General features: G+C 51.4%; 23 protein-coding genes and 1 other annotated feature. Of the genes, 15 read left to right on the forward strand and 8 right to left on the reverse strand.

Going from position 1 to position 24,855, the window contains the following annotated elements; genetic code table 11:
* Positions 1 to 120: 120 nt before the first annotated feature.
* On the forward strand, positions 121 to 1,347 hold the full coding sequence (locus tag JUF22_RS06865) for a hypothetical protein (protein ID WP_203644889.1): 1,227 nt from the start codon (positions 121 to 123) through the stop codon (positions 1,345 to 1,347).
* A gap of 112 nt (positions 1,348 to 1,459) precedes the next feature.
* On the opposite strand, the gene ppx is transcribed toward JUF22_RS06865, so the two are convergent.
* The 5 genes from ppx to JUF22_RS06890 form a co-directional block, all read right to left on the reverse strand.
* Positions 1,460 to 2,395: an exopolyphosphatase gene (ppx, locus tag JUF22_RS06870; protein WP_203644891.1), complete on the reverse strand. Its 936-nt coding sequence runs from the start codon at positions 2,393 to 2,395 to the stop codon at positions 1,460 to 1,462.
* Positions 2,396 to 4,555, reverse strand: a complete 2,160-nt coding sequence (locus JUF22_RS06875) for an RNA degradosome polyphosphate kinase (protein WP_236000738.1) — start codon at positions 4,553 to 4,555, stop codon at positions 2,396 to 2,398.
* A 2-nt stretch (positions 4,556 to 4,557) separates the two neighbouring features.
* Entirely contained in the window at positions 4,558 to 6,087 is a 1,530-nt protein-coding gene (locus tag JUF22_RS06880; RefSeq protein ID WP_203644894.1) for a Ppx/GppA phosphatase family protein, read from the reverse strand.
* Positions 6,088 to 6,859: 772 nt separating this feature from the next.
* Positions 6,860 to 7,681 (reverse strand): LicD family protein, encoded by an 822-nt coding sequence (locus tag JUF22_RS06885; RefSeq protein WP_203644896.1) that lies wholly within the window; start codon positions 7,679 to 7,681, stop codon positions 6,860 to 6,862.
* A 422-nt stretch (positions 7,682 to 8,103) separates the two neighbouring features.
* Entirely contained in the window at positions 8,104 to 8,700 is a 597-nt protein-coding gene (locus tag JUF22_RS06890) for a DUF5067 domain-containing protein (RefSeq protein ID WP_203644898.1), read from the reverse strand.
* Between the two features lie 188 nt (positions 8,701 to 8,888).
* On the opposite strand from JUF22_RS06890, the gene JUF22_RS06895 reads away from it, so the two are divergent.
* Together JUF22_RS06895 and JUF22_RS06900 are read left to right on the forward strand one after the other, a co-directional pair.
* Positions 8,889 to 9,332, forward strand: a complete 444-nt coding sequence (locus JUF22_RS06895; RefSeq protein ID WP_125765598.1) for a MarR family winged helix-turn-helix transcriptional regulator — start codon at positions 8,889 to 8,891, stop codon at positions 9,330 to 9,332.
* 61 nt (positions 9,333 to 9,393) lie between these two features.
* The gene (locus JUF22_RS06900) at positions 9,394 to 9,567 is read left to right on the forward strand and encodes a hypothetical protein (RefSeq protein WP_164511371.1); all 174 of its coding nucleotides are present in this window, start codon (positions 9,394 to 9,396) and stop codon (positions 9,565 to 9,567) included.
* A 64-nt stretch (positions 9,568 to 9,631) separates the two neighbouring features.
* Here the strand turns inward: JUF22_RS06900 and JUF22_RS06905 are convergent, their stop codons facing one another.
* The gene (locus tag JUF22_RS06905) at positions 9,632 to 10,081 is read right to left on the reverse strand and encodes an OsmC family protein (RefSeq protein WP_203644900.1); all 450 of its coding nucleotides are present in this window, start codon (positions 10,079 to 10,081) and stop codon (positions 9,632 to 9,634) included.
* Positions 10,082 to 10,470: 389 nt separating this feature from the next.
* On the opposite strand from JUF22_RS06905, the gene JUF22_RS06910 reads away from it, so the two are divergent.
* Positions 10,471 to 10,650, forward strand: a complete 180-nt coding sequence (locus JUF22_RS06910; protein ID WP_125765600.1) for a hypothetical protein — start codon at positions 10,471 to 10,473, stop codon at positions 10,648 to 10,650.
* Between the two features lie 459 nt (positions 10,651 to 11,109).
* On the opposite strand, the gene JUF22_RS06915 is transcribed toward JUF22_RS06910, so the two are convergent.
* Positions 11,110 to 11,481 (reverse strand): DUF1304 domain-containing protein, encoded by a 372-nt coding sequence (locus tag JUF22_RS06915; protein ID WP_203640076.1) that lies wholly within the window; start codon positions 11,479 to 11,481, stop codon positions 11,110 to 11,112.
* 216 nt (positions 11,482 to 11,697) lie between these two features.
* Between JUF22_RS06915 and JUF22_RS06920 the strand changes: the two genes are divergently transcribed.
* The 8 genes from JUF22_RS06920 (at position 11,698) to JUF22_RS06955 (ending at position 21,119) form a co-directional block, all read left to right on the forward strand.
* A complete protein-coding gene (locus tag JUF22_RS06920) occupies positions 11,698 to 12,192 on the forward strand; it encodes an alcohol dehydrogenase (RefSeq protein WP_203644903.1) in 495 nt (164 codons plus the stop codon).
* A 907-nt stretch (positions 12,193 to 13,099) separates the two neighbouring features.
* Entirely contained in the window at positions 13,100 to 14,485 is a 1,386-nt protein-coding gene (locus JUF22_RS06925) for a class II fumarate hydratase (protein WP_203644905.1), read from the forward strand.
* A gap of 114 nt (positions 14,486 to 14,599) precedes the next feature.
* Complete coding sequence (locus JUF22_RS06930; RefSeq protein WP_203644907.1) at positions 14,600 to 15,190, forward strand: nucleotidyltransferase family protein; 591 nt, start codon at positions 14,600 to 14,602, stop codon at positions 15,188 to 15,190.
* Complete coding sequence (locus JUF22_RS06935) at positions 15,187 to 15,501, forward strand: hypothetical protein (protein ID WP_203644909.1); 315 nt, start codon at positions 15,187 to 15,189, stop codon at positions 15,499 to 15,501. Before JUF22_RS06930 ends, JUF22_RS06935 begins: the two co-directional genes overlap by 4 nt.
* A gap of 186 nt (positions 15,502 to 15,687) precedes the next feature.
* Positions 15,688 to 16,164 carry an RNA polymerase sigma factor gene (locus tag JUF22_RS06940; protein WP_203644911.1) on the forward strand — a complete coding sequence of 159 codons (477 nt, stop codon included), beginning with the start codon at positions 15,688 to 15,690 and terminating at the stop codon, positions 16,162 to 16,164.
* Positions 16,161 to 17,072 carry an anti sigma factor C-terminal domain-containing protein gene (locus tag JUF22_RS06945; RefSeq protein ID WP_203644919.1) on the forward strand — a complete coding sequence of 304 codons (912 nt, stop codon included), beginning with the start codon at positions 16,161 to 16,163 and terminating at the stop codon, positions 17,070 to 17,072. The genes JUF22_RS06940 and JUF22_RS06945 overlap by 4 nt, the downstream gene beginning before the upstream one ends.
* A gap of 74 nt (positions 17,073 to 17,146) precedes the next feature.
* Positions 17,147 to 17,384: a binding site (T-box leader), on the forward strand.
* Between the two features lie 85 nt (positions 17,385 to 17,469).
* Positions 17,470 to 19,092, forward strand: coding sequence for a peptide ABC transporter substrate-binding protein (locus tag JUF22_RS06950; RefSeq protein ID WP_203644921.1), 1,623 nt, complete (start codon positions 17,470 to 17,472; stop codon positions 19,090 to 19,092).
* A gap of 659 nt (positions 19,093 to 19,751) precedes the next feature.
* Positions 19,752 to 21,119 carry a M20/M25/M40 family metallo-hydrolase gene (locus tag JUF22_RS06955; protein WP_203644923.1) on the forward strand — a complete coding sequence of 456 codons (1,368 nt, stop codon included), beginning with the start codon at positions 19,752 to 19,754 and terminating at the stop codon, positions 21,117 to 21,119.
* Positions 21,120 to 21,212: 93 nt separating this feature from the next.
* On the opposite strand, the gene JUF22_RS06960 is transcribed toward JUF22_RS06955, so the two are convergent.
* Positions 21,213 to 21,788 carry a C40 family peptidase gene (locus tag JUF22_RS06960; RefSeq protein WP_236000735.1) on the reverse strand — a complete coding sequence of 192 codons (576 nt, stop codon included), beginning with the start codon at positions 21,786 to 21,788 and terminating at the stop codon, positions 21,213 to 21,215.
* Between the two features lie 358 nt (positions 21,789 to 22,146).
* Here JUF22_RS06960 and JUF22_RS06965 point away from each other — a divergent pair, with 358 nt between their 5' ends.
* The 3 genes from JUF22_RS06965 to asnS all read left to right on the forward strand — a co-directional run bounded on the left by JUF22_RS06965 (position 22,147) and on the right by asnS (position 24,672).
* Entirely contained in the window at positions 22,147 to 22,725 is a 579-nt protein-coding gene (locus JUF22_RS06965) for an HAD hydrolase family protein (RefSeq protein ID WP_268890137.1), read from the forward strand.
* A complete protein-coding gene (locus tag JUF22_RS13850; RefSeq protein ID WP_268890138.1) occupies positions 22,722 to 22,853 on the forward strand; it encodes an HAD hydrolase family protein in 132 nt (43 codons plus the stop codon). Before JUF22_RS06965 ends, JUF22_RS13850 begins: the two co-directional genes overlap by 4 nt.
* Positions 22,854 to 23,280: 427 nt before the next feature.
* The gene (asnS, locus tag JUF22_RS06970; RefSeq protein ID WP_203644925.1) at positions 23,281 to 24,672 is read left to right on the forward strand and encodes an asparagine--tRNA ligase; all 1,392 of its coding nucleotides are present in this window, start codon (positions 23,281 to 23,283) and stop codon (positions 24,670 to 24,672) included.
* Positions 24,673 to 24,855: the final 183 nt, after the last annotated feature.

Genomic DNA, 24,855 nt, shown 5'->3' on the forward strand with positions numbered 1-24,855 from the left:
CCTGGAGGAGTAATCCGAAGGAATGGGAATTACAAGTGCAGGACGGGGATATCTTATTATGAACCGCTTTGCTGAAGCAACAAAAACGTCTAAGGCAGTATAGATGGGAAGAAGCGAACCATGAAAAATAAAAAAATATTAGTGTGTGCATTGATATTGGCAGGATTTATTGCAGGATGCTCAGGGGACAATGGTAGGAAAGCAGCAGGTAGTTCTGAAAGTGTTGCCACAACAAGCAGTAAAATTACGGATACTAAGAATTCTAGTAGTGTAAAGAAATCACTTGCTATTGGAAAGATTGTATCTATTCAGAAATCTGATCCTAATGTTGCTTATAAGATGTCTAATAAGCGAGTTAAGTTCTATCATAGTCTAAAAGATGTTGGGACGAAGCATGGAATAATTTCGGATTATCAGGAAGAGAAAGGCGAGATTTTTGGTATTAAGCAGATGATAACTGCAGGTAAGGGAGTTTATTATCACATGATTGAATTTGGAACAGGTGGATTTGAGAAAAATTCAGATGAACCAGATGATATGGGGTATGTAAAGGCATCAGATGTCACACGATTGGCCGTAATTAAATCAGAGTGGACATATACCAAGAAAAAAGCTTACTATATCGCTGATCCGAATAGTCATCGAATTTGGAATCGCCCAGTATATACGATGTCCTACACATATATTACCCATGTGTTTGATCGATTAACAACTCAGCAGCTATATGCGACGAAGGAGTTGATTACTCATAAAAATAAACATTACGTTTTCCTTGAGACGGCTAAGGGTAGAAAACTCGGCTGGGTTTTTAAAGCGCGGCATACGCTTATTGCTGGTAAATATCAAGATCCAGGAAAACAATTATTGACGGTAAAAAAGCATGAAAAACTCGTTACTAAAGTGCAGAGTAAAAAGTCTACGGGAAATCGAGTTGGTGTAAATGATAGTTTATCTTTGCGACAGCGAGCATATTTGGTGATGGGGAAGAACAAAATGGTTTCTCGTGTGCTAGTTATTAGTATGGATAATCGTCCAACTAAAATTTATTTTCGTAATGGGCATGCTGTAAAGATTAAGACGTATACCTATCGTCGCAAACTGTGGAAGTCAAGCACTAATAAGAGAAAATTACGCACGAAGTATGTTGCAGAGCACGCTGATAACTATCTATCTGTGGATAGTATTCACAGTAGATTTTATTCAACAAGTAACAAAAAGCTAGTACGGGTGAACACGGTTGCATTTGATGGTTACGGTTCTGTAATTATCTACCGAAATGGAAAAGTAAAGTTTATAACAGGTGGATTAAAGGAAACGTACAATTACCCATATGCTAATTTCAAATAACCACCTTCTGGAGGAGTAAGTGGTAACTAAACACCCAAGCAACCCAACAGCACAAAAAATCCCAACCACTCAGAAAATTCTGAATGGTTGGGATTTTCAATTTTCAATAAATTTACTTCACCGCAGCCTTGATCTGGTCAATGCGGTCATACAGGATGCCGTCCCGCAGGCCAGCGTTGGAGAAGGTGATCAGCTGTGAATCCAGCAGCCGCATCAACAGGGCCACCGGAATCAGGCCACCGACGATGATGTCGGCGCGGTCCTTGGACAGACCCGGCACCTTCTTACGGCCGGCCAGGTCGAGTCCTAGCAACTGAGTTAACGTGCTGTAGACGTCGGTCGCGCTGAGCTTGTAGCCGTGCACGTCCTCGACGTTTAAGAAATTCTTGTTCCGCCGATTGATCTTGGCCAGCGTCCGGTTGGCGCCGCCCAGGCCAATAACGGGCAGGTTCGTCGCTTCACGCAGCCACCAGACGTCGTTGAAGACGTTGTTGACGAAGGTCATGGCGGAGAATAACGAGTCCGCCTGGACCTTGTCGCTTTCCAGGTAGGCCTGTGACAGGGTCACGGAGCCCAGCGGAATCGAGACAACGTGCTTCATCTGGCGATTTTCCACCAGAATCAGCTCGGAGGAGGCGCCACCGGTATCGACAATCAAGCCGTTCACGATGGGCAGCGTGTGCACCACGCCGACGTAATCGTAGCGGGCTTCCGTCGCCCCCGAGATGACGTCGAAGTCGAGGTCAAATTGGTCCTTGACCTGCTTCAAGAATTGTTTCTGGTTGGCTGCCTGCCGCACGGCTGCCGTGGCGACTGCGGTAATCTGCGGGTCGTCTAATTTATCGTAGATGGCCTTGAATTCCGCTAACGCCGCCAGGGTCCGTTCAATGGCAGCGGGTTGGAGAAGCTGCTCTTCACCCATGTTTTCCGACAACCGGACGTAGCGCTTTTCTTCCGCCACGGTCTGGTGATTGCCGGCTTCGTCAATTTCACTAATGGTCATGCGCACTGAGTTGGAACCCAGGTCGATGACAACTAAGTTTTCCATTTAGTCAAGACTCCGATCAATAGGGGATTTTGGTTGGTTCTTAGGACTTAACATCGGTTTGAATTGGTGCGGCGCGTTGCTGTCCTGTGGCGCGTGCGTTGCGTTCGCCTTGATTTTCGCCGTTGCTTGGGCCATGAAGGTTTCCTGGGCATCCAGGGGTTCGAGGCCCCGCCGGTCGACGCGGGTGTAGGTCCGGTCGGCTGTGAGCACCCGGGTCTTCACGTTATCGTGCCACAAGGTTGAGAAGATATCAAAGACCTTTTCACGCAGATTATCTTTCAAAATTGGGAAGAGTAACTCGACCCGCCGATTCAGGTTCCGGGTCATCAAGTCGGCACTGGACAGGTACAGCTGTGGGTCACCCGCGTTGGCAAACGCGTAGATCCGGCTGTGTTCCAGGAAGCGGCCGACGATGGAGTGGACCTCGATGTTTTCACTGAGTTCGGGGATGCCCACGTTTAAGCAGCAGATGCCCCGGACAATCAGCTTGATCTTAACGCCGGCGTTGGACGCCTCGTAGAGCTTGGCAATCATGGCCGAGTCGGACAAGGAGTTCATCTTCATTTCAATCCAAGCAGGTTGGCCGGCCTTAGCGTTGGCAATTTCCTGATCAATCTTAGCCGTAATAAAATTGCGGATGCCATCGGGTGACATGTGGAGCTGGTGGAAGTAGGGCGGTTCGGAGTAGCCGGACAACATGTTAAAGATGTTGGAGGCATCGATGCCCATGTCCGTGTTGGTGGTCATCAGTCCCAGGTCGGTGTAGAAGTGAGCGGTCACGTCGTTGTAGTTCCCGGTCCCCATGTGCATGTAGCGCCGAATGCCGTCGGGTTCCCGCCGAACAATCAGCGTCAGCTTACAGTGGGTCTTCAGGCCAATCAGACCGTAGATGACGTGACAGCCCATCTTTTCAAGCTGTTGGGCCCAGTGGACGTTGTTTTCTTCATCGAAACGGGCCTTAACTTCGACCAGCACCGTGACCTGTTTGCCGTTCTGCGCGGCATTCCCCAGGTACTTGATGATTGGGGAGTTGGCGGAGACCCGGTACAGCGTCATCTTAATGGCCAGCACGCCGTCGTCGCAAGCGGCCTGGCGAATCAGCTCAGTAACCGCGGCGAAATCGTCGAACGGGTGGTGCACCAAGACATCGTGCTGGCGAATGGTCTTGAAGACGTCATCGTCATGTTGCAGGCCAGGGGTCCGGGCGGCGGTAAACTTCGGATAGCTTTCATCGTCGTGACCACTGATCTGCTTGGTCAATTTCGACAGGAAGGTCAAGTCGATGGGCCCGCCAATTTCGTAGACCGCGTAGTCGGCAATCTTGATGGAGGTGGCCAGGCGGTTCTGTAGCGACTGGCTGATGCCGGCCTCGACTTCCATGCGGACGGCGCCCCCGTGTTCCCGTTTCTTCAGTTGTTGTTCAACTTCCTTCAGGAGGTCGGACGTATCCTCTTCGGCGACGTCCAAGTCCATGTCCCGGATGACCCGGTAGTTGGCGGCTTCCTTGACTTGGTAGCCAATGAACAGGTTGCCGATGAAGGTCTTGATGATGTCTTCCAACATGATGAAATCGTTGTCGGCACCCGGCAGACGCACGGTCCGTGGGAAAATCTCGGGGACTTGTACGGTGGCGAAGCGCTTATCCTTCTTGTCGCCGTCCTTGTATAGCCGCATCGCAATGTTTAGGGTGTTGTTGCCAATGAACGGGAACGGCCGTGAGCTGTCCACCGCCATTGGGGTCAGGGCTGGCGAAATTTCATCGTTGAAGTATTTTTCAATGAAGCGCGTCTGTTGCGGCGTTAACTCGTTGGGCGTCAAGATGTGAATGTCTTCCGCAGCGAGGGCCGGCAGCAGCATCCGGTTCAACGTGGAATATTGCTTAACGACTTGGTCGTGAGCCTTGGCGTTGACCGCGAGTAATTGATCCTCGGCCGTCATGCCGGATGCGTCTGGCTTCGGATAGTTGACCGCGGCCAGCTTCGAGAGCGAGGCGACCCGGACCATGAAGAATTCATCCGCGTTGCTCTGGGTGATGCCCAGGAACCGCACACGTTCGAGTAACGGATTGGCCTTGTCACGGGCTTCCTCCAGGACCCGGTCGTTAAAATCTAGCCAACTGAGTTCCCGGTTGGTGTAATATTTTGCTTTTGTATAATCCAGGGTCATTTGTGTAACCTCCTCTGTTTTAAGACTGGTTGCAGGCCGAAGACATCAGTGAAGAAATCGGCCTTGTAGTTAAAGGCCCAACGAATCAGCGAGAGCTCGTCGTCGCTGAAGGCCGTGATGACGACCTTGTTGGTCCGCACGGAGACGGAGATGCGTTGAATCGTTTGTTGATGCGCATCGTCGAGGGCGTCCGCAATCCGCAAGATGGCGGAGAGTTTGGCAACCACGACACGCTTGTCGCTGTCTAACTGGCGGAAATGAGCCAGGTCTTCGGCGGGCGTCCGGGTACTGTGGTAGCGGGAAACGGCGGCGATGATCTGCGTTTCCTCGGTCGACAATCCCAGGATTTCAGATTCCTTGAGCACGTAATCCGAGTGCAGGTAGTGCTCGTGGGTGTCGATGAAGCCCCCAATATCGTGAACGATGGCGGCGACCTCGAGTAACAAGCGGTCGCGCGGCGTCAGGTGGTGCAGTGGCTTCAATTGATCAAAGAGGTGCAGGGCAAAGCGCCGGACCAACTCCATGTGATTGGGTTCCACGCGATACCGGTCGGCCAGGTCGTTAGCGGCGGCTAAGATTTGGTCTTCGAAATGGTACTTGTGATAGCCCGCCGTGATGGCTTGGTTGGTGGTCAGGCCGTCTAGGACGTTCAGGTTGACCAGGTGAAGCTTCTCGGCGTGCACGACCGTCAGGAGCTTACGGACCAGCAGGACCACGGGTAAGACGATTTCCACGTTTTCCTCGGTCAGGTGGAGCCGCTCCATTAAGTATTGGTTGGAGGCCCCAGCCACCTCATTACAGAATTTATTAAACGATTTGACGGACAGCGTGTAACTCACGTCGCCCTTGGGGATGAAGTAGGTGTTGAGGGGGGAGGCCCCAATCAACATCACCTGGTTTTGGGTCGTTTGAAATTCTTCCGGCAAGAAGCGGTAGAAGTCATCGACCTTACTATTGATGTAATCGTCCAGGACGTCGACCGGGTTGGGCGCGGTGGCCCGCAACGTTTGCAGCACTTCCTTGATCCGGATGGGACCCAACTTCATGTTGTGTGACGCAATCAGGTCGTCGTGGGCAAAGAAGGACAGGGTGGTGCTTCCGGAGTTCATGCCGATGATGGCCGCGTGGTCCTTGACCAGGTGATGGTAGCGGTCGTACTTCAGGGCAATCGCCTCGTTGCGGACGAAGGATTCCTCGCCCAGAGAGAGCCATTCGATGTGGAGTCCGGTTCGCACATAGAGTTGATCACGGATGAACTCGGCGTTGGGTGCCGACGAGAGGGCTTGTGAACCCCACAGTTTGTACCGGGTCACGCCGTAGTCCTTTAAAACCTGGAGGAAGCCACGCAATGCTTCGACGGCATCTCCCACGGTTTCAAAACTAATTTCTTCATGGTTGTAAATATTTTCCCCAATGGCGACGGCCGATTTGACCCGTTCCGTCTGGGCGCCGGTTTTAAGGTTCACAATCGACAATTCAATACTGGACACGTTTACGAGCATAGCGCCAAAATAATCATCAGCCATAAAATTCATCTACTTTCTTCAATATTCTTGGTTTTGGGTTAAGCCTTTTTGTCTTTGGCAGCGCCTCCGGGCTGGTGAAAATGGGCCGTGGCGCTGTGGGCGAACGCCCGGAGCCAAAGTGCGGTCTCCGGGCTTACTTTGAGCCGAAGTTCACGTCTCAAAGATATCAGTTACCTAAGCGGGGAACCCGCTAAGGTAACTCCCACGGCTGAGCCCATTTTCACCAGCCCTGCGGCTGACATCGGTTTAACCCCATGTGGTCCCGTTCTGTGCTTGGGCAACGGTTCTGTTGTGGCTACTTAGAATCAGTGTTCTGGGGTCAGTTAAAAGTGAACTGTTGACACAGCCGGGTACCTTGGCGCCCCGCTGGTCACTCCCACGACCGGCCCATTTTCCCAGCCCTGCGGCTGACACCGGTTTAACCCCATGTGGTCCGTTCTGTGCTTTGACAATGAGGCTAATGGGCTTCTTGTTGTGGCTACTGGTCGTTCATCAATCTGGGTTAACTTATTGTGAAACTTAAACGCATTATTAGAGACTGCATGGCTTGGATGTTAGACCACAGGTTGTGGCCCATTGAACGGGTAGTTCCATTGCCGCATGTAAACCGACTAATCGGATCTTACGTTTTACCACTTTAGTTATTGTCACAGATTGTGTTTATTATACTAAAATTGGTCTGGACCATGTTGCTGGGGGCAAAAATAATGTGAAAAACTTCGAGATTTGACTTGGTTTGTCAGATGGCTAATCCAATTGTTAACGCTTTAATTTAATCGGTAAATAATTGATTGTCCATGATGACTAGGTCGAGATGTTTTTCTGTTTGCTGGTTTTCCGGTGGTAATTCGTGATAGTCGCCGTATAGCCGCGTTAAAATCGTATCATATTGCGACGGCGCCTGAACAGTTAACTGCTCAAATGGCACGGGGGTTAGGTCAGTTAGTTCCGCAACGCTGTAGATTTCCTTGTCATAAGCGTACTGGGACGCTAAATTTTTGACTTGAGGGAGCGTCTCGTCGTCTTGGTACTGGGTCATGACGGCTTCGCGTTGTGCCTTCAATTCATTGACCGCGGTGACCTGCTCAGGCTTGAGCGGGCTTTGAAGCTTGCGGAGGGGATTGTCCACCAGGTGGTAGCGCAACTGTAGGAGAATCCGCGTATTGAGTAGCTGAAACTTCCCGAGCTGTTCACGTTGGGCGGTAATATCCGTGGGGATTCGATCTAATGGGAAAATGTCGATGAAAATCCCCTTCCGCGCGTTGTTCACGTTGCGTTTTTCTTCAATATAGGTGTTGCGGTCCAGGAGCTTGGCGTAACTCAGCGCGTAATTTTCATCGCTAGTGGGCGTCTGCAGAAAGTAATGGCTACCAGCAAGCAGGTCGGGCGCGGCGGCCAAGAATCGGTCATAGTCGGCACGAAGCAGGCCAACGTCCACGTCGTCGTCCCAGGGAATGAACCCCTGATGGCGAATCGCGCCGAGAAGTGAGCCCCCCATTAAAAAGTAGGGGAGGTCTAGTTGCTGGCACAAATGAGCAAACTGAGCAAGATTTCCCAGCTCAACTTGGTGAATGCGTTCGATTAAACTCGGCATAGGCAATTCCTTTCTGGCGCTGAAATAGATTCGGGTGACAAAACTGAAAACAGTTGATAATTGTGGACACGGTGATAAGTTATTGTTGCGTTGATGCTGACTATCGGCCAGATTGCCAAAACGACGCAGACCTCGGACTAAACTAGTGTCGGCCGTAGGGCTGGTGAAAGTGTGGCAAGCGGTGGTCGATGTGAGTGACCAGAGGCGGGTCAAAATGCCCGGCTGTGTCGATGGCCTTGGCTGGGGTATTCTCACAGCCTAGCCCATGGGACAACCTTTGAGACCGATTTCCAGGCTCAAAGTTGAGGTGGAAGCCCGCCCTTTGGCTGGAACCGACCCCACAGCAGGGCGTTTTGAACCCGCCGCCGGGAACGGACAGCATCACCGCGGTCCGACTCATTTTCACTAACCAGCCCGAAACCCTAGTTCACCGGGTAAGTGCTGGTGTGGACGGTCTGACCATGCGTATCCTTGAACGTCACCGTAATGTTCTGACTGCCCTTAGGCTCAAACATCGCCAGACCACTGACCGACTGCCCGGCCTTGACCGGCATCACGGTGCGGTTCAACTTGTTGTTATCAGTGGTCTGACTGGTGGTGAAGGCTAGGTTGCCAGTACCCAGCTTATGGCCATTTTGCTTGGCGCTCACGGCATCTTGCCAGAGGTCACTCGGGATAATGGATGTGTTCTGGTGGTTCGTTACGGTATAATAAATAACAAATAGGTTGCGATTGGCCGTTGCACTGGCCGTGATCTTAGAGCCAGTCAGCTTGAACGCCACGTTTTTAATCGTAAAGGTCTGATTGCTAAACGTGGCCGTCTTGGCAACGCTAGCCGTACTACTGGAGCTGGCCGATGACTTGGCGTGACTGGATTGTGCTGACGATGACTGACTCGACCGACTGCTGGCGGGTTCCTGCTGACTGGATGGCGTTTTGGCCGCGGACTTGTTACCGGCACCGCATCCTGCCAGCAACAAGACACTCCCCAACACGGCGATTAATTTGACGTGTGACATGGAAACTTCCCCCTCGAAAGTGAAAAATTAGAACTGTGGTGGCTCGCCAATGAAAACGGGGAGTCGCTACCTTCATTTTAGCATAGGACGGGGCGGACAACCGCCTAATTGGGTAGGAAAAAGCTGGTATTTGCCGGGCGTAAATGCTAAGATAAAAATCGTATTTTGAGAAATGTAGGTGGGTAATCATGGCTGAGCAAGAAGAGCCTTTGTTAGACGCATTTATCGACGTCTACATGAATTCGCTGAAGTATTTAGATGAGTTTGTTTCCGAACCAGCTAAGGCGTTTCATTTGTCATTTGAACAGTATTTGATTTTGCGAGAAATCACGCGCAACGAGAACGTCACGTTGATGGACATTGCCAGCAAGCGGCAGGTCACGCGCAGCGCCATTTCTCGTCAGATCAAGGTCCTGTTAAAACAGGGTTACCTGCAACAGCAGCCGGATGAAAATGACCGGCGGCGGCTGTATCTCTTGGCGACGCCAGCTGGCACTAAAGCTGAACAGGCAATCCGGCAACGTATCAACCACCGTTTTCAGGGGTGGGTCGACGTTTACGGTGATGAGCGGGCTCACGAAATCTTGAACTTTATTCGAGATTTCAGTCAGGTTACCCGCATGAAGAAGTAAGTGAACGTCTTGGGACGTTTGACCACCGGAGAATTTGCGATGGAGAAGGAGAATGGAGCCAATGAGCAAAAAGCGCATGAGTACTGAGGAAGAGAAGCGCTGGCGCAAGATTGTCTTCATGGATGATGACCACGATGCCAAGCGGTCGCCACGCCAATCACGGTCGTATGTGTACGGGGAACCCGTGAAACGATCATGGTGGGACCGGCTGACCCGGCATCTGGGCCGGCGCTAATTAAAAATGGACCACACGCTCCCGACAAATATTGTCAGGGCGAGTGGTCCATTTTTTTGACGGATTAATCCACAACCGCCTCAACGGGTGAGAATTCTTTTACCAGTTCAACACGCACGTTATCACTGCCATTCAGGAGCTTGGCAACAGGACAACGGCGTTCGGCGAGGTCTGCCATGGCCTCGGCTGTGGCCTGGTCAACACCGGGAATCCGAATCTGGGCGGTCACGTAGAATTGGAGGCCGCGGGTGTCACGCGCCATTTCCACAATGGTGTGGACTTGTGACGTGTGGGGAATCCCTTTACGTTTCTCAATGGCTTCCAACGTGGCGTTCAAACAGGTACTCAGGGCCAGCCCAACAAATTGTTCGGGGTTCGCGCCCGGCTGGTCGGAGAGCGGATCAGTGGTTAAAACGTCCAGTCCACCCGGCACGTAGGAGTGGCTTTCGAGCCCATCGTCGTTGATGGCAACGGTCCGGTAGCGGGGTGGGAATTTTTTACGGTCAATGGCCAAAAAGAATTACCTTCTTTCGTCTAGTCTACCCCTAGATTACGCCGATTGAGACTAAAAAACAACGGAAACGCCACGTAAGTGTAAGGGCTTTCCTAATGGCTAAACCAATGACGGTTAAGCCATTAAACAATTACGGCAAGTCAAGGTGGGACAAGCGTTCAACCGTTTGCACGTGACAACCATACCAATTATAGATTAAATGGTCTGAAATGCGGATTGTCATGAAAGTAAACGTTAGGCAAAAGCCCGCTAATCCGGGGAAAGTACGTAAACGGTTTTATGTAAAAGTTTTGTAATAATTGCGTAACGGGGGTAGACCACACCGAATTTTATGTTTATAATGTAGTCATTAAGTAGCAGACACTGGCGAACAGTTTGGGGGGAGCCAAATGTTAAACGAACAGCTATTAGATGAACGCAAGAAGTTCCAGATGATTACCTGGCGCGCGAAACAGCATGGTGCCGAGGTGGTCGAGAAGAAAATGATGCAACAGTTTGCGGCAACCGTGGCAGAACAAAAAGCCATTGTTGCGGCGGCCCAACGGCGTGAGACGTCCGCAGTTAGTTAGGTAACTGGGGCTACCAAACCCTTTTTGACTGGGTACACGGTGATTCGTGGTACGCTGTGACGAATTAGGGGGCTAGAAGATGAAACGTCCAATGATGTATTATGTTTATTACCTGAGTGGATGGTTGTTCATCGGCATCATGGCGGACGTGATCTACCACATGATTATGTTGTGGATTACGGCTAGCAATATGTAAGTTGATACGATAAATGCTAAGAAGACCAAGCCTGGTTTTATAGGCTTGGTCTTTTTTTGAAATTTTAGGTAATAAAAAAGCTAGTTACGTCGGACGCAACCAGCAGAATAGAAGTATGTGTACGGCTTCAACGGTGTTAATAATGGCTAAATGTCAATTAACTCCTCCAACGATTGAAGTCCCGTGGCAGGCTCTCACCTGAATATGTACTCTTATTATAACGTTGCCGCGGGGGTCTGTAAACCTCAAATTTAAAGATTCACTTAAAGGAATTGTGTTAGTAAAACGAGAAACGTCACTAATGCCGGCATTCCTTGGAGCCAAAAAATCGACTTTTTAACGGTTAGGCTCCCATAAATAGCAACTATCACAATGTAGACCAGTAACAGGGCCGTCGTAATCAACCGGGGTTGGCCGGTGAGCACCCATTGACTGACGAGGAGGACGACTGCCAACATGCCATTGTAGATACCCATATTGCCGAGGGCTGCTTTGGCTGGGGCCTGGTTGACGAAGCTCAGGGGCATGTCGAATAGCTTGGCTTGTTGTTCAGGTTTACCAAAGATTTCCAAGCCCATAATTACGAGATGTTCAACCGCGACAAAATAAATTAAGAATGTTAAAATTATAATCATTATAATTGCCTTCTTCTATCTGAGTTAGTATAGTGGTAATGGATAACGGTGTGGGTAATCATCCATTCAGATCAAAAACATTTGCAACTTTAAGCTAATTTTTAGTTTGGCGTGTAGAATAGTTAAGTGAGGATAAATTTACCAGGACACCTGGGTCATTCACGGGGAGAATGGCGTCACACCAAGACTTTTGAAATTATGAATGGAGGAATTCCCATGAGACTCCTAGACTTAAGTGGACAACAATTCGGCAGACTGACGGTTATTCGTCGTGACGGCACGGCCAAGAATGGTAACGCGACGTGGCTGTGTAAATGTAACTGTGGCAACCTGGTCACAGTTGATAGTTATCGGTTACGGCACGGGATTACCGTGAGCTGTGGGTGTTACCGGCGAGATGTTAGTAAAGACCGGCTCACCAAGGATCCCCGGACCCGTAAGCAAATTGGTAACGCCATGAACCTGCCATTAGTGAATGGTAGCAACGTTGCGGCGTTGACAAAGATTAGCTCCCGGAACATTTCCGGCGTTATCGGCGTCAGCTTCGACAAGCGTTCTGGCAAATGGGCTGCACGTCTATTCTACCATGGCCGTTACATTTTAAACCAGACTTTTACCGACTTTTATGATGCTGTTGATGCCCGGAAACAGGCTGAGAAACAGTTGGCTAAAAACGACGAATTGAAGTTAAAGACCCCCGCTGAAGGTTAAATCAGCACGCTTAACCAGCAAAGAAATAGAAGCCAAAATGAGTCGTTTCCGATCAGTCGGGAACGACTTTTTTGGTGCACTAGAACCAAACCAATTGTCGCCGCCGGGCTGGCGAAGATGAGCCGCGTCGCGTCCGTTCCCGGCGGTGAGCTCAAGGGGCCCTGCTGTGGGGTCGGTTCCAGACAAAGGGCGGTCTTCCACCTCAACTTTGAGCCTGGGGAGCGGTCTCAAAGGTTGCCCCGTGGACTAGGTCGGGAAGGGACTCCGACCAAGACCACCGACACAGCTGGTCGCCTTGGCTCACCTCTGGTTACTCCCACAACTGGCTCATCTTCACCAGCCATGTAAGTTGAAATTGGTTTAGTTCTGTGCGCTGAAAGTAGTGGTGTTATAAGGCTCTCTGGTTGTTCTACTATCGAGGGTGGAAGCTTGTCAGACTTATTTTTCTATTAGTTACTTTGTATGTCATCGGATTATCGGAATGTCTCAGTTTTTGTTTAATTTCGTTGAAATAGTGCTAAGCATTCGCCGTTCTATTCTGTTATGATAGGGGAAATCAGACACTATTAACTGAAATTAATTGGCTGTGGTCGAGAACATTTGTGACGCAATTTTGGACGTTACGTGACTTAAATCTGATGAAAAATTGGTGACAATGTTAGTGACCAGAGGTGGGTCAAGATGCCCAGCTGTGTCGGTGTTGTTAGACCGAGTGAGCTTCTCGGCCTAACAACACGGGACGACCTTGGAAACTCGCGGGTTTGGCGAGGTTTCAAGGCGAGGCGGAGGACCGCTCTTCAGGCCGTAGCCGTTCCCCACAGCATGGCATCTTGAACCCGCCGCCGGGAACGGTCAGTGTCAACAAATTTTGAATTAGAGAGAGACTTTTTTGGGAGGAAATTAAACAATGACCTATCGAGAAGAAGCAGATACGCTGGGCACCGTCAAAGTGCCTGCCGACGCCTTGTGGGGCGCACAAACGGAACGGAGTCGGCACAATTTTACGACCGGGCCCTTGATGCCCCTGGTGTTGATTCGGGCGTTGATTCAGCTGAAACGGGCCGCCGCGGTGGCTAACCGTGATTTAGGCGAAGTCCGCGAGGCTAAGGCTAACCTGATTATTCAGGCGGCGGACCAGTTATTGGCGTTGCCCGATGACCAGCTACAACGGGACTTTCCGCTTCATGTCTACCAAACGGGGTCGGGCACGCAGACCAACATGAACGTTAACGAGGTGCTGGCCCACCAGACAGCTAAGCTCGACCCGACCAGTGGGGTGCTGGCCAACGATGATGTCAATCACAGCCAGAGCTCCAATGACACCTTTCCAACGGCCATGGCGATTACCGCGCGGATGGCTTTACAGTCAGTGTTGGCGGCGACACAACATTTGATTGCCGAGCTGACGGCGAAACAAACGGCGTACTGGCAGGTCGTTAAGATTGGCCGGACCCATTTGCAAGATGCCACGCCACTCACCTTTGGACAGGAAATCAGTGGCTGGGTCAGCATGCTGCAACACGACGTCGACTACCTCGAATCGCTCCAGGACACCCTCTTGGAACTCCCAATCGGGGGTACGGCCGTGGGAACCGAACTGAACGCGGCACCCGGTTTTGATGTAGCGGTCGCCACGCAGTTGAGTGAAGCTTACGGGCAACCCTTTACGGCCAAGACCAACAAGTTCTTTGGGCTGGCCGCCCATTCGGGGTTGACCGTGGTGCACGGCGCGTTGAAGACACTGGCCGGCGACCTGTTGAAGATTGCCAACGACGTCCGCTTCCTAGCGAGTGGTCCACGGGCCGGTTATGGCGAGCTGAACATTCCCGCTAACGAGCCGGGTTCATCCATTATGCCAGGCAAGGTGAACCCAACGCAGGCGGAGGCGCTGACCATGGCGGCGACGCGGGTGATGGGTAATGACGTCACGATTAGCGTGGCCGCTTCCCAGGGGAATTTTGAAATGAACGTGTACAAGCCAGTCATCATTGCCGCCTTTTTGGAATCGACGGACCTCCTGACCGGTACGATGCAGAGCTTTGCGGACAAGCTGATTCACGGACTGACGGTCAATCAGGCGCGGATGACTGAGCTGGTCGACCGCTCACTGATGACGGTGACGGCACTGTCGCCTCATATCGGCTACCACGCCAGTGCGGCGATTGCCCAAACGGCGGAGCAACACGGCTGGACGCTGCGTGAGGCGGCATTGAAGTCAGGTGACGTGACCGCTGAACAATTTGATCAGTGGGTCGATCCGTTGGCCATGACGAACGTGAACCGACCAGAATAGAAAATGTTGAAGGGATCGTCCAAGTGGGCGGCCTTTTTTATTTTGATATTAATTAAAAAATTGCGTATGTTTTACGGAGTTAACCTCTAGAGTCAGAAAAATGGAGGAGCTCTCGTGAGAAATTTGAAAGTGATTGAAAACGTAATTTTTGCAATACAAGAATCCTCTGATTTGTTTAATGCAGCGTTCTATGGTAAGGTTCGCAGTAGTCGGTTACTGATAAATCTAAAGAAGCTTTATGTTGATGACTTTAACACAGACGAATGGCGCGAACTTTCGTGGTTATACGTCAAAGCATTGAGTAGCAATCGGCAAGTCGGCACGTTCTTAGACCAATCAGTTTATGCGACGATAGGCATTCAGTTCCGGGTTAAATCGTTTAAGACGGTTCAAATCAAGTTAACTCATAACCTTAACAGACATCGATATGTGGCAAAAATCTGTAACGATTTTTTTGGTGCTAGAATTATTGTTTCGGATGATCTGTATGACAGTGATGAATTTAGGGAATTGTTGAAGCAACTTAAAAATCAGAAAATTATTTCTCGATTCTACGTTCGCGAAGATGGTAACTATCACGCCATTCATTGTTATTTTCAAAGCAAAAATTATTATTTCCCTTGGGAACTTCAGGTTTGGCCGCAACGTAATCAGCAAAATAATTATCAGGAACACGAACGACATGAAAGGGAGCGGAATCTGTGAATAAGTATCGGCATTTTATCGCGTTAGCGCGGCTTAAGGATGGGTCATTCGCCTATCATTTTTCGACCACGGATGACTCGGGACGGGAGATTCAACGCGTTTGGGGTGAGGTGCTTGATGCGAGTTCCGTACCAGCTTATTTCTGGGGCGTGCACGTTTTAGGCACAGATGGCGCTGGCTTTGATTCCGTCCAGCAGATGGATCCATACTTCAGAGATGTCGAGCCCATTGAAGATTTAGCGGTGTTTGTGAAACGACTTGAAGTTCAGTCTAAAGATGGCTTCGAGAGCATGGGTGTCATGGGCATGTAGTCGATGTCAGTGGATGAATCGTGATTTAAAAATATAAAGGTCAGCCTCAGCGGGTTGGCCTTTTTATGTGCCTACGTTTCAGTCATCCCCAACTTTCGGTATAATGCGGCTAGAGAAACTTTTTTCAGAAAAAACGTTACCTTTGGGCGAGTCGTTCGTTATCTCAGTGAGGGGGGAGGCAGCAGGATGCAGCTACAATCGTACCAAAAATTAGTCGCCCAGCTGGCGGTCGAGCTGCAACGCTACCTGATCAGCCGCGGGGCACAACGGGAAACGGCGGAAGACATCGTGCAAGACGTGTTCGTCAAGGTCTTGGAAATGGAGCTGGTCTTGCCGCCGGACAAGCTGCGGCCGTACCTATACCGGGTGGCATGGTCCACCTACCTGGATCAGTATCGGCGTGACCAGCGTTATCGGGATTTGGTCGAAAAATACTTACGCCCGGAAACGGTGATCCGGCAACCACCCGTCGAAGATTCCTTGGGACCGGCGCTGGCGAGATTATCGGCTAAGGAACTCCGCTTGTTACTTTTGCGGTACAATCAGGAGCTATCGATGGCCGCCATTGCCCAGGAGTTACGGATTCGCCCGGCGGCCGTGAAGATGCGCCTGCAACGCGTTTATCGCAAGTTGGAAAAAATTTTGAGGAGTGAGGAAGCATGAATGAGGAGCAACAATTTCAAAAGCTAGCGCGCCGGGTCAAATGGCGCCGCTGGGGCATCACAATTGGCCTGATTCTGGTGATCATGGTCGGTGGGGGACTGGCCTTTATCCAAATGACCAGGGTCAGGGCCAAGCAGGCATCCGATGAGATCAACCGGTCGTTTGACGTGATCAACGCGGTGCTATCCCCCAACATTCAAATCAGTGATCAATTCTTGGAGAATAGCGATTTCTTTGGGGGCACCGTGGTCAGTCACCGCTATAAGGATATTGACGGGGCCCGCGAAAGTTGGTCCGCCAACCGGGGGCCGTATACCTGGTTGCTGGGACGTGGAGGCGGTTTTTCTAATGCCGCCGATTTCAGCGACACGGCCGCCTATGACCGGGTCACCCAACACAAGATTCCGCTCTTCTACAACGTTAATCGGCAGAAATCCGAGGTTCAGCCCGCTCATGAGGTCCAGCAGGTCGTGCGGCAAAAGCATTACCTGGCCGAGGTCGCCCTGACCTTTGACCACCGACTGACCCTGAAGCAAATTAACGCCAAATTACCGGCCGGGGTTCACGCTAACTGGTATTGGGCCGGTGTTTCTGGTAAAGCCGACCCCACTATGATGGACAATAATTTTGTCGGCTTCCAGGGGGCTAGTCAGGCCAAATTCACCGCGGAAAACTACCGGTGGTTCCGCCACGAGGCCCTGTCCACCGCGAGTGGGATGACGTACAACGGCTTTGATGTGCTCGCGTACGCCAACCACTTTGCCAAACGCTATCCCAAGCTGGACCAGGCCAAGTTTGCCGGGGTCATTGTGACTGGGAAGAGTGGCGCGTTTAAACCCCTGACGCAAGCGAAGTGGATTACGACCAGTTCTGTCGGCTATTTTCAACCGGACACGGGCATAAAATGAAAATTAGATTAAAAAGCACTTGACATATTTCTCATCAAAGTCTAATCTTATCTCCAAGCTAGATTGCAGGTAAATAATTAGCGTTGATGAAGACGATTAGATTGGTGCGGCACTGACCAGCGACTCCCGTTTGGTGTGAGGGGAGACAGGCCCCCAGTCGAAAATCACTTCGGAGTGAAGTGGTGAAGAAATTTTTTCTAGTAACCGCGTTGGTGGCACCCATTATCGTGCGAGCGGATTGTCCCGGGCAGTCCGTCAAGTGACGACTTAAGGTCGTAAATGAGGTGGTACCGCGCGTTGAGCGCCCTTAGCAGAAGCAAAATTCTGTTGAGGGTGCTCTTTTTTTTACCACGGCAGCTAAAGGCTTACCAGAATATGAAAAGTTTGGAGGGATTCGATGGATAAGAGATTTGGATTAGGATTGTTGGGACTAATGGTGGTTGGCACCTTAGCCGGTTGTGGGTCAAGCAAGTCGGCGACCAACCAGAACAAGGCGTTGAACGTCACCATGCCGGCCGAGCTACAAACGGCTGACCCCAATAAGGCCACGGATGCGTACTCATTTTACATGATGAAACAGACCACTGAAGGATTATATCGCCAGAATAACAACGGTAAGGTGGTTGCAGCGATTGCGACTAAAGTTGTGAAGCCCACGAACAATGGGAAGACCTATACGTTTACGCTGCGCCACAATGCGAAATGGAGCAACGGCGACCAAGTCACGGCCCAGGATTTCGTCGAGTCTTTCCGCCGGCAGGTTGATCCAACGACCAAGGCGCAATACGCCAACCGGTTTGCCACATTTGTGAATTACGATGCCGTTCAAAAGGGCACGAAACAACCGTCCGCCTTAGGGGTTAAGGCATTGGGCAAATACAAACTACAAGTGAACCTGACTCGCCAGAACCCATCCTTCAATTACGAAGCGGCGACCGAATATCTGCCCGTCAACCGGAACTTGGTCAAGAAATACGGCGCTAAGTACGGGACCAACTCCGACCGCGTTGTGGCCAATGGGCCTTACGTGCTGAAGAAGTGGAACGGGACCAAGGACAACTGGGTCTACGTGAAGAACAACAAGTACTACGATGCCAAGAGCGTCAAAATCAAGAAGGTCAACGTGCAGGTGGTCAAGACCGACTCGACGGCTGAAAAGTTATTCGCCGCCGGCAAGGTTCAAGAAACCAAGATTTCCGGCACCACGGTCACTGGGACGGCCAATAACGCCAAACTGAAGAAGCAGATGCGCAAGACGTTAACGACGGCCGTATCCATCCAATACTTCAATACCAAGACGAAGCTGGGGGGCAACCAAAACTTTCGGACCGCGGCTAGCCTGGCTATCGACCGGAAGGAATTAACCACCAAGGTCAATCAGGATGGCTCCGTGCCATTGAAGAACATGGTGGCTCAGGGCGTTGCCAAGGACCCGAACAACGGCAAGGACTTCGCCGTCAGCACAGGGAACTACACGCCACACAACGATGCCAAGGCTAAGCAACTCTGGAACAAGGCCAAGCAGGAATTGGGTGGGGGTAAATTTAACATCACGCTCTTGACCAACGATTCCGACGGCTCCAAGAACGTGGCCGAATACATTCAAAGTCAATGGCAAAAGGACATGCCGGGGCTGACCGTCACGATTTCCTCAATGCCACTGACACAACAGATCAACAAGATGTTCAAGGGCAACTTTGACGTTTCCACGTTCGGCTGGACCGGGGATGAACCAGACCCAACCACCGACCTCGACCTGTTCATGAAGGGCAATTCCATCAACTTCTCGAACTACGTGGATAAGAAATACAACCAGTTGATGTTGGCCGCCCAAACGGAAACCAACGCCAAGAAGCGGTTTGCGCTATTGAAGGAAGCTAGTCAACGGCTGTCTAAGTTGGGCGTCTTCAACCCACTTTACCAACAAGCCCAAGTCAACCTGGTCAGCGACAAGGTCGGGGGTGTGAAGTACAGCACCTTCAGCACCGCCGCGCAATACCGCTACGCTTACTGGAAATAACGAGTTTTAACTGATAGTGCTGGTCGTTCCCGGCGGTGGGTTCAAGGCTGGCCTGCTATGAGGTCGGTTCCAGCCTGAGGGGAGGTCTTCCAGCTCGACTTTGGGCCTGAAGCCCGGTCTCAAAGGTCGTCCCGTCATCTAAGCTGAGTGAGAAACCTCAGCCAAGATGACCGACACAGCAGGTCAGCCTTGACCCACCTCTGGTCACTGATGTTGGTGGTGATTGCCAGTTGTGTGTTGGAAATCCCACCCGTTCTATTGGCCTCACATATGTGGATAAGTAGTGTCATACCGAGTAACAAGTTAATTGAAGAATAGATTAATGGAATCGTTAGTTGTGGGTTAAACCAGTGTTAGCCGCAGGGATGGTGAAAATGAGCTAGTGAGGTCTGTGTTAGTGACCAGAGGCGGGGCAAAATGCCCAGCTGTGTCGGTGGTCTTGGTTGGGCGAACTTTTCCCAACCTAGTCCACGGGGCAACCTTTGAGACCGTTCTTTGGCTCAAAGTTGAGGTGGAAGCCCGGTTCTTAGGCTGGAACCGACCCCATAGCAGGGCGTTTTGGACCCGCCGGCGGGAACGACCAGAACCGCGTCACGGCCCATTTTCACCATCCTGGAGGCGTACTAAGTTTAAACAAAAAATATCGAAGGAGTGGTTTCATGGCAGATACAGCAGCAGAAACGTTACAGAACGCCGTCAATCAGGCCCTAGCCGAGGATCGGCAACGGCTGGCGGACTACTTACATTTGGAAACGGTCTCCGCGCAGAAACGGGGAATCCCCGAGACGGTGGCGTTCTTGGAACAGGCCTTTCAGAAGTTAGGCGCCAACGTCGAAGTCTGGCGGGACGTGGCTGGGAGCAATCCCTTTGTGTTCGCGACGTTTGCCGCCGGACCGACCGGCAACGCGGATAAGACGCTGTTGTTCTACAACCATTATGACGTGCAACCACCGGAACCCTTAGATGAATGGCACACGGAACCCTTTACCCTCACAGAGGTTGAGGGGAAGTACGTTGCCCGGGGCGTTTCCGATGACAAGGGTGAGTTGATGGCCCGGTTGTCGGCGGTCAAGGCCCTGCAAAATAGTGGCGGCTTACCTTGTAATTTGAAGTTTATCGTTGAGGGTGAAGAAGAAGTCGGCAGTGGGCACATTGAGCCAATGGTGCGGAAACACGCAGCGGATTTAGCGGCTGACGTGGTGGTGTGGGAGACCGGCGGCAAGGATGCGGACGAGAACTTCAACGTCACCTGTGGCGTAAAGGGCATCATGAGTTTCGAGGTCAGCGTCCAAACGGCCGATAACGATTTGCATTCATCGCTGGCGGCCTACGCGGACAACGCGGCTTGGCGACTGACTCGCGCATTGGCGTCGTTGCGGGGGCCAAACAACGAGGTGTTGGTGGATGGCTTCTACGATGACGTGCGTGCCTTGACGCCCGTGGAGCAACAGGCAACGGACCAGTTAGCCTTCAATGAAGCAACGACTCGCCAGAACTTTGGGTTGAAGCGGCCATTAGTCACGGAAGAGCCAACGACGGCGCTGGTCAACGCGACGACCATGACCATTAATGGCCTGACCAGCGGGTACGAGGGGGATGGCGTCAAGACCGTCCTGCCTAAGTTTGCCAAGGCCAAGCTGGATTGTCGGTTGGTGCCGAATCAGGAGCCACATAAGATTGCCCAATTGATTCAGGCTCAGCTGGACCGCAACGGCTTCGATGACGTCCGTGTGACCTATTTATTGGGTGAAAAGCCATTCCGTTCAGACTTGACTGATCCCTTCGTGCAAACGGCATTGACCACGGCGAAGGCCGTTTACGGGGACCACGTGAAATTGGTGCCCAACGCTGCTGGAACCGGGCCACAGGCACCATTTGATGAGACCTTGCACACGCCTATCGTGGCCTTCGGGTCCACCTGGGCGGGGTCGGGTCCCCATGCACCCAACGAAAACGTGCGGGTCACCGATTACCAGCAGGATGTGGCCTACACGGCACAATTGTTGCAGGCGTTTGGTCGGGCCTAAGAAAAATCGGTTAAAGAAAGAACGCCAAAACGGTTCGAGACAATTACTGTCCCGGGCCATTTTGGCGGTTACGCGTTAATGTTGAATCAGTTGTTAAGGAATCACGTAGAAACTAGGTTGGAAGTAAGCTTGGCTAAAGACGCCAATGCCGTCCGTTGGATTTTGTGCAGCGACGTAGGAGCCGTTACCCAGCGATAGGCCGTCGTGGTACGGTTGGCTGTCGGAACCCCAGAACAGAATGGCACCGGCGGGCGCGTTGGCCACGTCGTAGTGGTGGGTGCCCAGAGTGGCCTGCTGCGTGGTTGTCCGGGCGCTTAACCCGAGGGCGTATTGGACCAGGCCGGAGCAGTCGAAACCGGCTGGCGTGTTGCCACCGTAAACGTAGGGTGTGCCACTATTGGCGATGGCTAAGGCGGTGCTCAGGCCATTGCCACCGGTGACGTTGCTGGTAGTCGTGGCCGCTGAAGAATTGGCCGTCGTATGGGCATAGGTGGTCGAGGATGGGGCCGGTTGGCTAGTAGTCGTCGTGGCGACCTGACTAGTCTGAGCGGCCGGTTGCGCCTGGGCTGTCATGTGCGCCGAGGCCGTGGTGGTCGTGCCGACGAAGAACAGGGCGCTGGCACCGAGAGTACTGAGTATGAGACGCGTTCGAATAGTGATAAGTGTCACTCCAATGGTTAAGTATTTGTCGGTGGCTTCGATTGATAAATGGTGAAAGCCTTAACGACACTTTCGAGTATACGGATTAAAGGTTGCGGGGGTGTCTCATGGCGTTTACAGATTAAGACAGTTCAGTAACGGTGGATGTCAGATGTTGCAAATCTTTCACGCGGAAACCTGCTAAGCTGGTGAGTCACTAAGCGTGTGAATCGCTGGAAACTTGGAACAATCCGCTGGTGAAAATGGCAGTTACGCTAGACAAATTGGCTGCGAATTCGCTTAATGGGTGGTGACGAATGTGATAGGCAGGGGCCACTATCCATGGTAGGATTGAGCTTATCAACTTAATATTTTGGGGGTAGTGGGCATGAAGACCTTTGTATTTGACGTGGACGGCACCTTGAGCTTTGATGGGCAAACGATTGCGGCAGAAATCTTAGCCAGCATTCAGGCATTGGTGGAACGGGGCCACCGGATAATTTTTGCTTCAGCGCGGCCCATTCGCGACTTAATGCCGATCATTCCTGGGTTTAAGCACGCCCAACTGATTGGTGCTAACGGGGCCCTCGTGGCGCAGAATGGCCGCGTCGAAGTCGTTGCGCCCATTCAGACGGCAGACTTTCACCGGCTCCGTGGGGTTATTGCCCAGGCTAATCTGGATTACGTGGTCGATGGCCGCTGGAACTACGCCGCGCGGGTCACCCCGATGCATCCCCTGGCCCAACGAATTGACCCGGCTCACTTGGCGCAACGGGTCTCTTTAGCAGAAATTACCACGGCCGTGAAGGTGGTGCTCCTGGGGTTGCCAACGCGTCAGGCCGCTGACTTGTCCCGCACGTTGGCCGCTCGGAAAGGCTTAGCAGTGGTCAGCTATGCCGGGGAGGGCAACTTAGATATTACGGCCCAAAATATTAAAAAACCACGGCCCTGGAGCACCTGGGCGTGACCGACTACATTGCGTTTGGCAATGATCAAAATGACCTGGAAATGTTGGCCGGCGCGCGTACCAGTGTCTGGGTTAACAGCAAAGCCCAGCTGGCGCACCTGGGCCAACGGGCATCCGTCACCTGTTAGCCGACCAGTCAGGCGGTGGCGACACAGATTGCCCGTTTGGCCTAGATTTGTCGCGCGTTTTTAAGGAGCACCGAGAAATTTCAGTTGTAACTCGGGGCAACTTGTGCTAATCTGACAACAGTTGCATAAGCTTAAAGACAATAAAAACGGCCAACGCCCAATCTGCTACGACGGTTAGCGAACTAAGGATAGTGAGAGCTTAGTCACTCGTCAGGTGGGGATAACCCCGTTTTCGTTGCCGGCTGAAATTTCGAGAGTAGGCCGCGCCGTGATCCGCCACGTTATCAAGCGGAACGTATGATAGTACGTTTATTTAAAGTTGGTTTTGATTACTAAAACAATTTGGGTGGTACCGCGGAAAGATCTTTCGTCCCTTGATTATGGGGATGTTGGGTCTTTTTTTAGTGCTCAAAGAAGGAGAATACAAATGACAGAAGCGTTAGTCAGAGATTTATTCGGCGAAACACACTTTGCCGAAAGTGAAGAAGTTGTCTTACACGGTTGGGTGAAGACGGTGCGGGGGTCTAAGCGAGTTGGCTTTATCGAACTCGGCGATGGCTCCACCATCAAGAATGCCCAAATCGTGATGAAGAGTGACATTGAAAACTATGCAGAACTGACGAAGTTACCACTGAGCTCAACGATCAAGGTCGTGGGGACGGTCGTTTACACGCCAGACGCTAAGCAACCCTTAGAAGTTCACGCCAAGTCCATCACGTTGGAAGGGACTTCCGACAACGATTATCCGCTGCAAAAGAAGAAGCATTCCTATGAATACTTGCGAACCATGGCCCACTTGCGGCCACGGACCAACACGTTCTACGCGGTCTTCCGGATTCGGTCATTGGCAGCCTTTGCCATTCACCAATACCTGCAGGGTCACGGTTTCACCTACGTGAACACGCCAATCATCACCAGTAGTGACAGCGAAGGGGCCGGGGAAATGTTCCGGGTCACCACGCTGGACATGAACAACCTGCCTAAGACGGCAGATGGCAAGGTTGATGACCACGAAGACTTCTTCAAGAAGGAAACCAACTTGACGGTCAGTGGCCAACTACCCGTTGAAGCCTTTGCCTTAGCTTTACGTGACGTTTACACGTTCGGCCCAACTTTCCGGGCAGAAAACTCACATACGGCCCGGCACGCGTCAGAATTCTGGATGATCGAACCAGAAATGGCCTTTGCCGACCTGCAAGACGTTATCAACGAGTCCGAAGGGTTATTGAAGTACGTGGTCAACTATCTGTTAGACAACGCCAAGGATGAGTTAGACTTCTTGAACGGCGCCGTTGACGAAGGCCTGTTGGACCGGTTACACCAAACGACCAGCGAAAAGTTTGCCCAAGTCACTTATACGCAAGCCATTGAAGAGTTGGAAAAGGCACCAGTTAAGTTCGACGTTCCCGTTTACTGGGGCCTCGACTTACAAGCTGAACACGAACGTTACCTGTGTGAACAGGTTTACAAGCGTCCAACCTTCTTGACGGATTACCCTCGAGAAATCAAGGCCTTCTACATGCGCGACAACGACGACGGTAAGACCGTTGCCGCTGCTGACTTGTTGGTTCCTCGTATCGGTGAATTGATCGGTGGGAGTCAACGTGAGGAACGTCACGCTGAAATGGCCAAGAAGATCAAGGACAACAACTTGCCACAAGAAGAATACCAATGGTACCTTGATTTGCGGAAGTACGGCGAAACGCCACATTCCGGTTACGGTATCGGGTTCGAACGGTTACTGATGTACGTGACGGGGATGGAAAACATCCGCGACGTGATCCCTTACCCACGGACCCCAGGTAACGCTGAATTCTAATTTTTTGAAATTTAGAGAAATTGAAAAGAGGCTGTGACATAACTAGCCTCTGTAGAACAAAAATGAGGCACGAAACCGAACTTTGGTTTCGTGCCTTATTTCCATACTCTTGATTCTCAAGCCGTCTTCTCCTGGTGGAGACTAACTTGAGGATATTCAATGCTAGAACGAGGATTCCAGTTT

Source organism: Levilactobacillus lanxiensis (genome assembly GCF_016861655.1).
Taxonomy (GTDB): domain Bacteria; phylum Bacillota; class Bacilli; order Lactobacillales; family Lactobacillaceae; genus Levilactobacillus; species Levilactobacillus lanxiensis.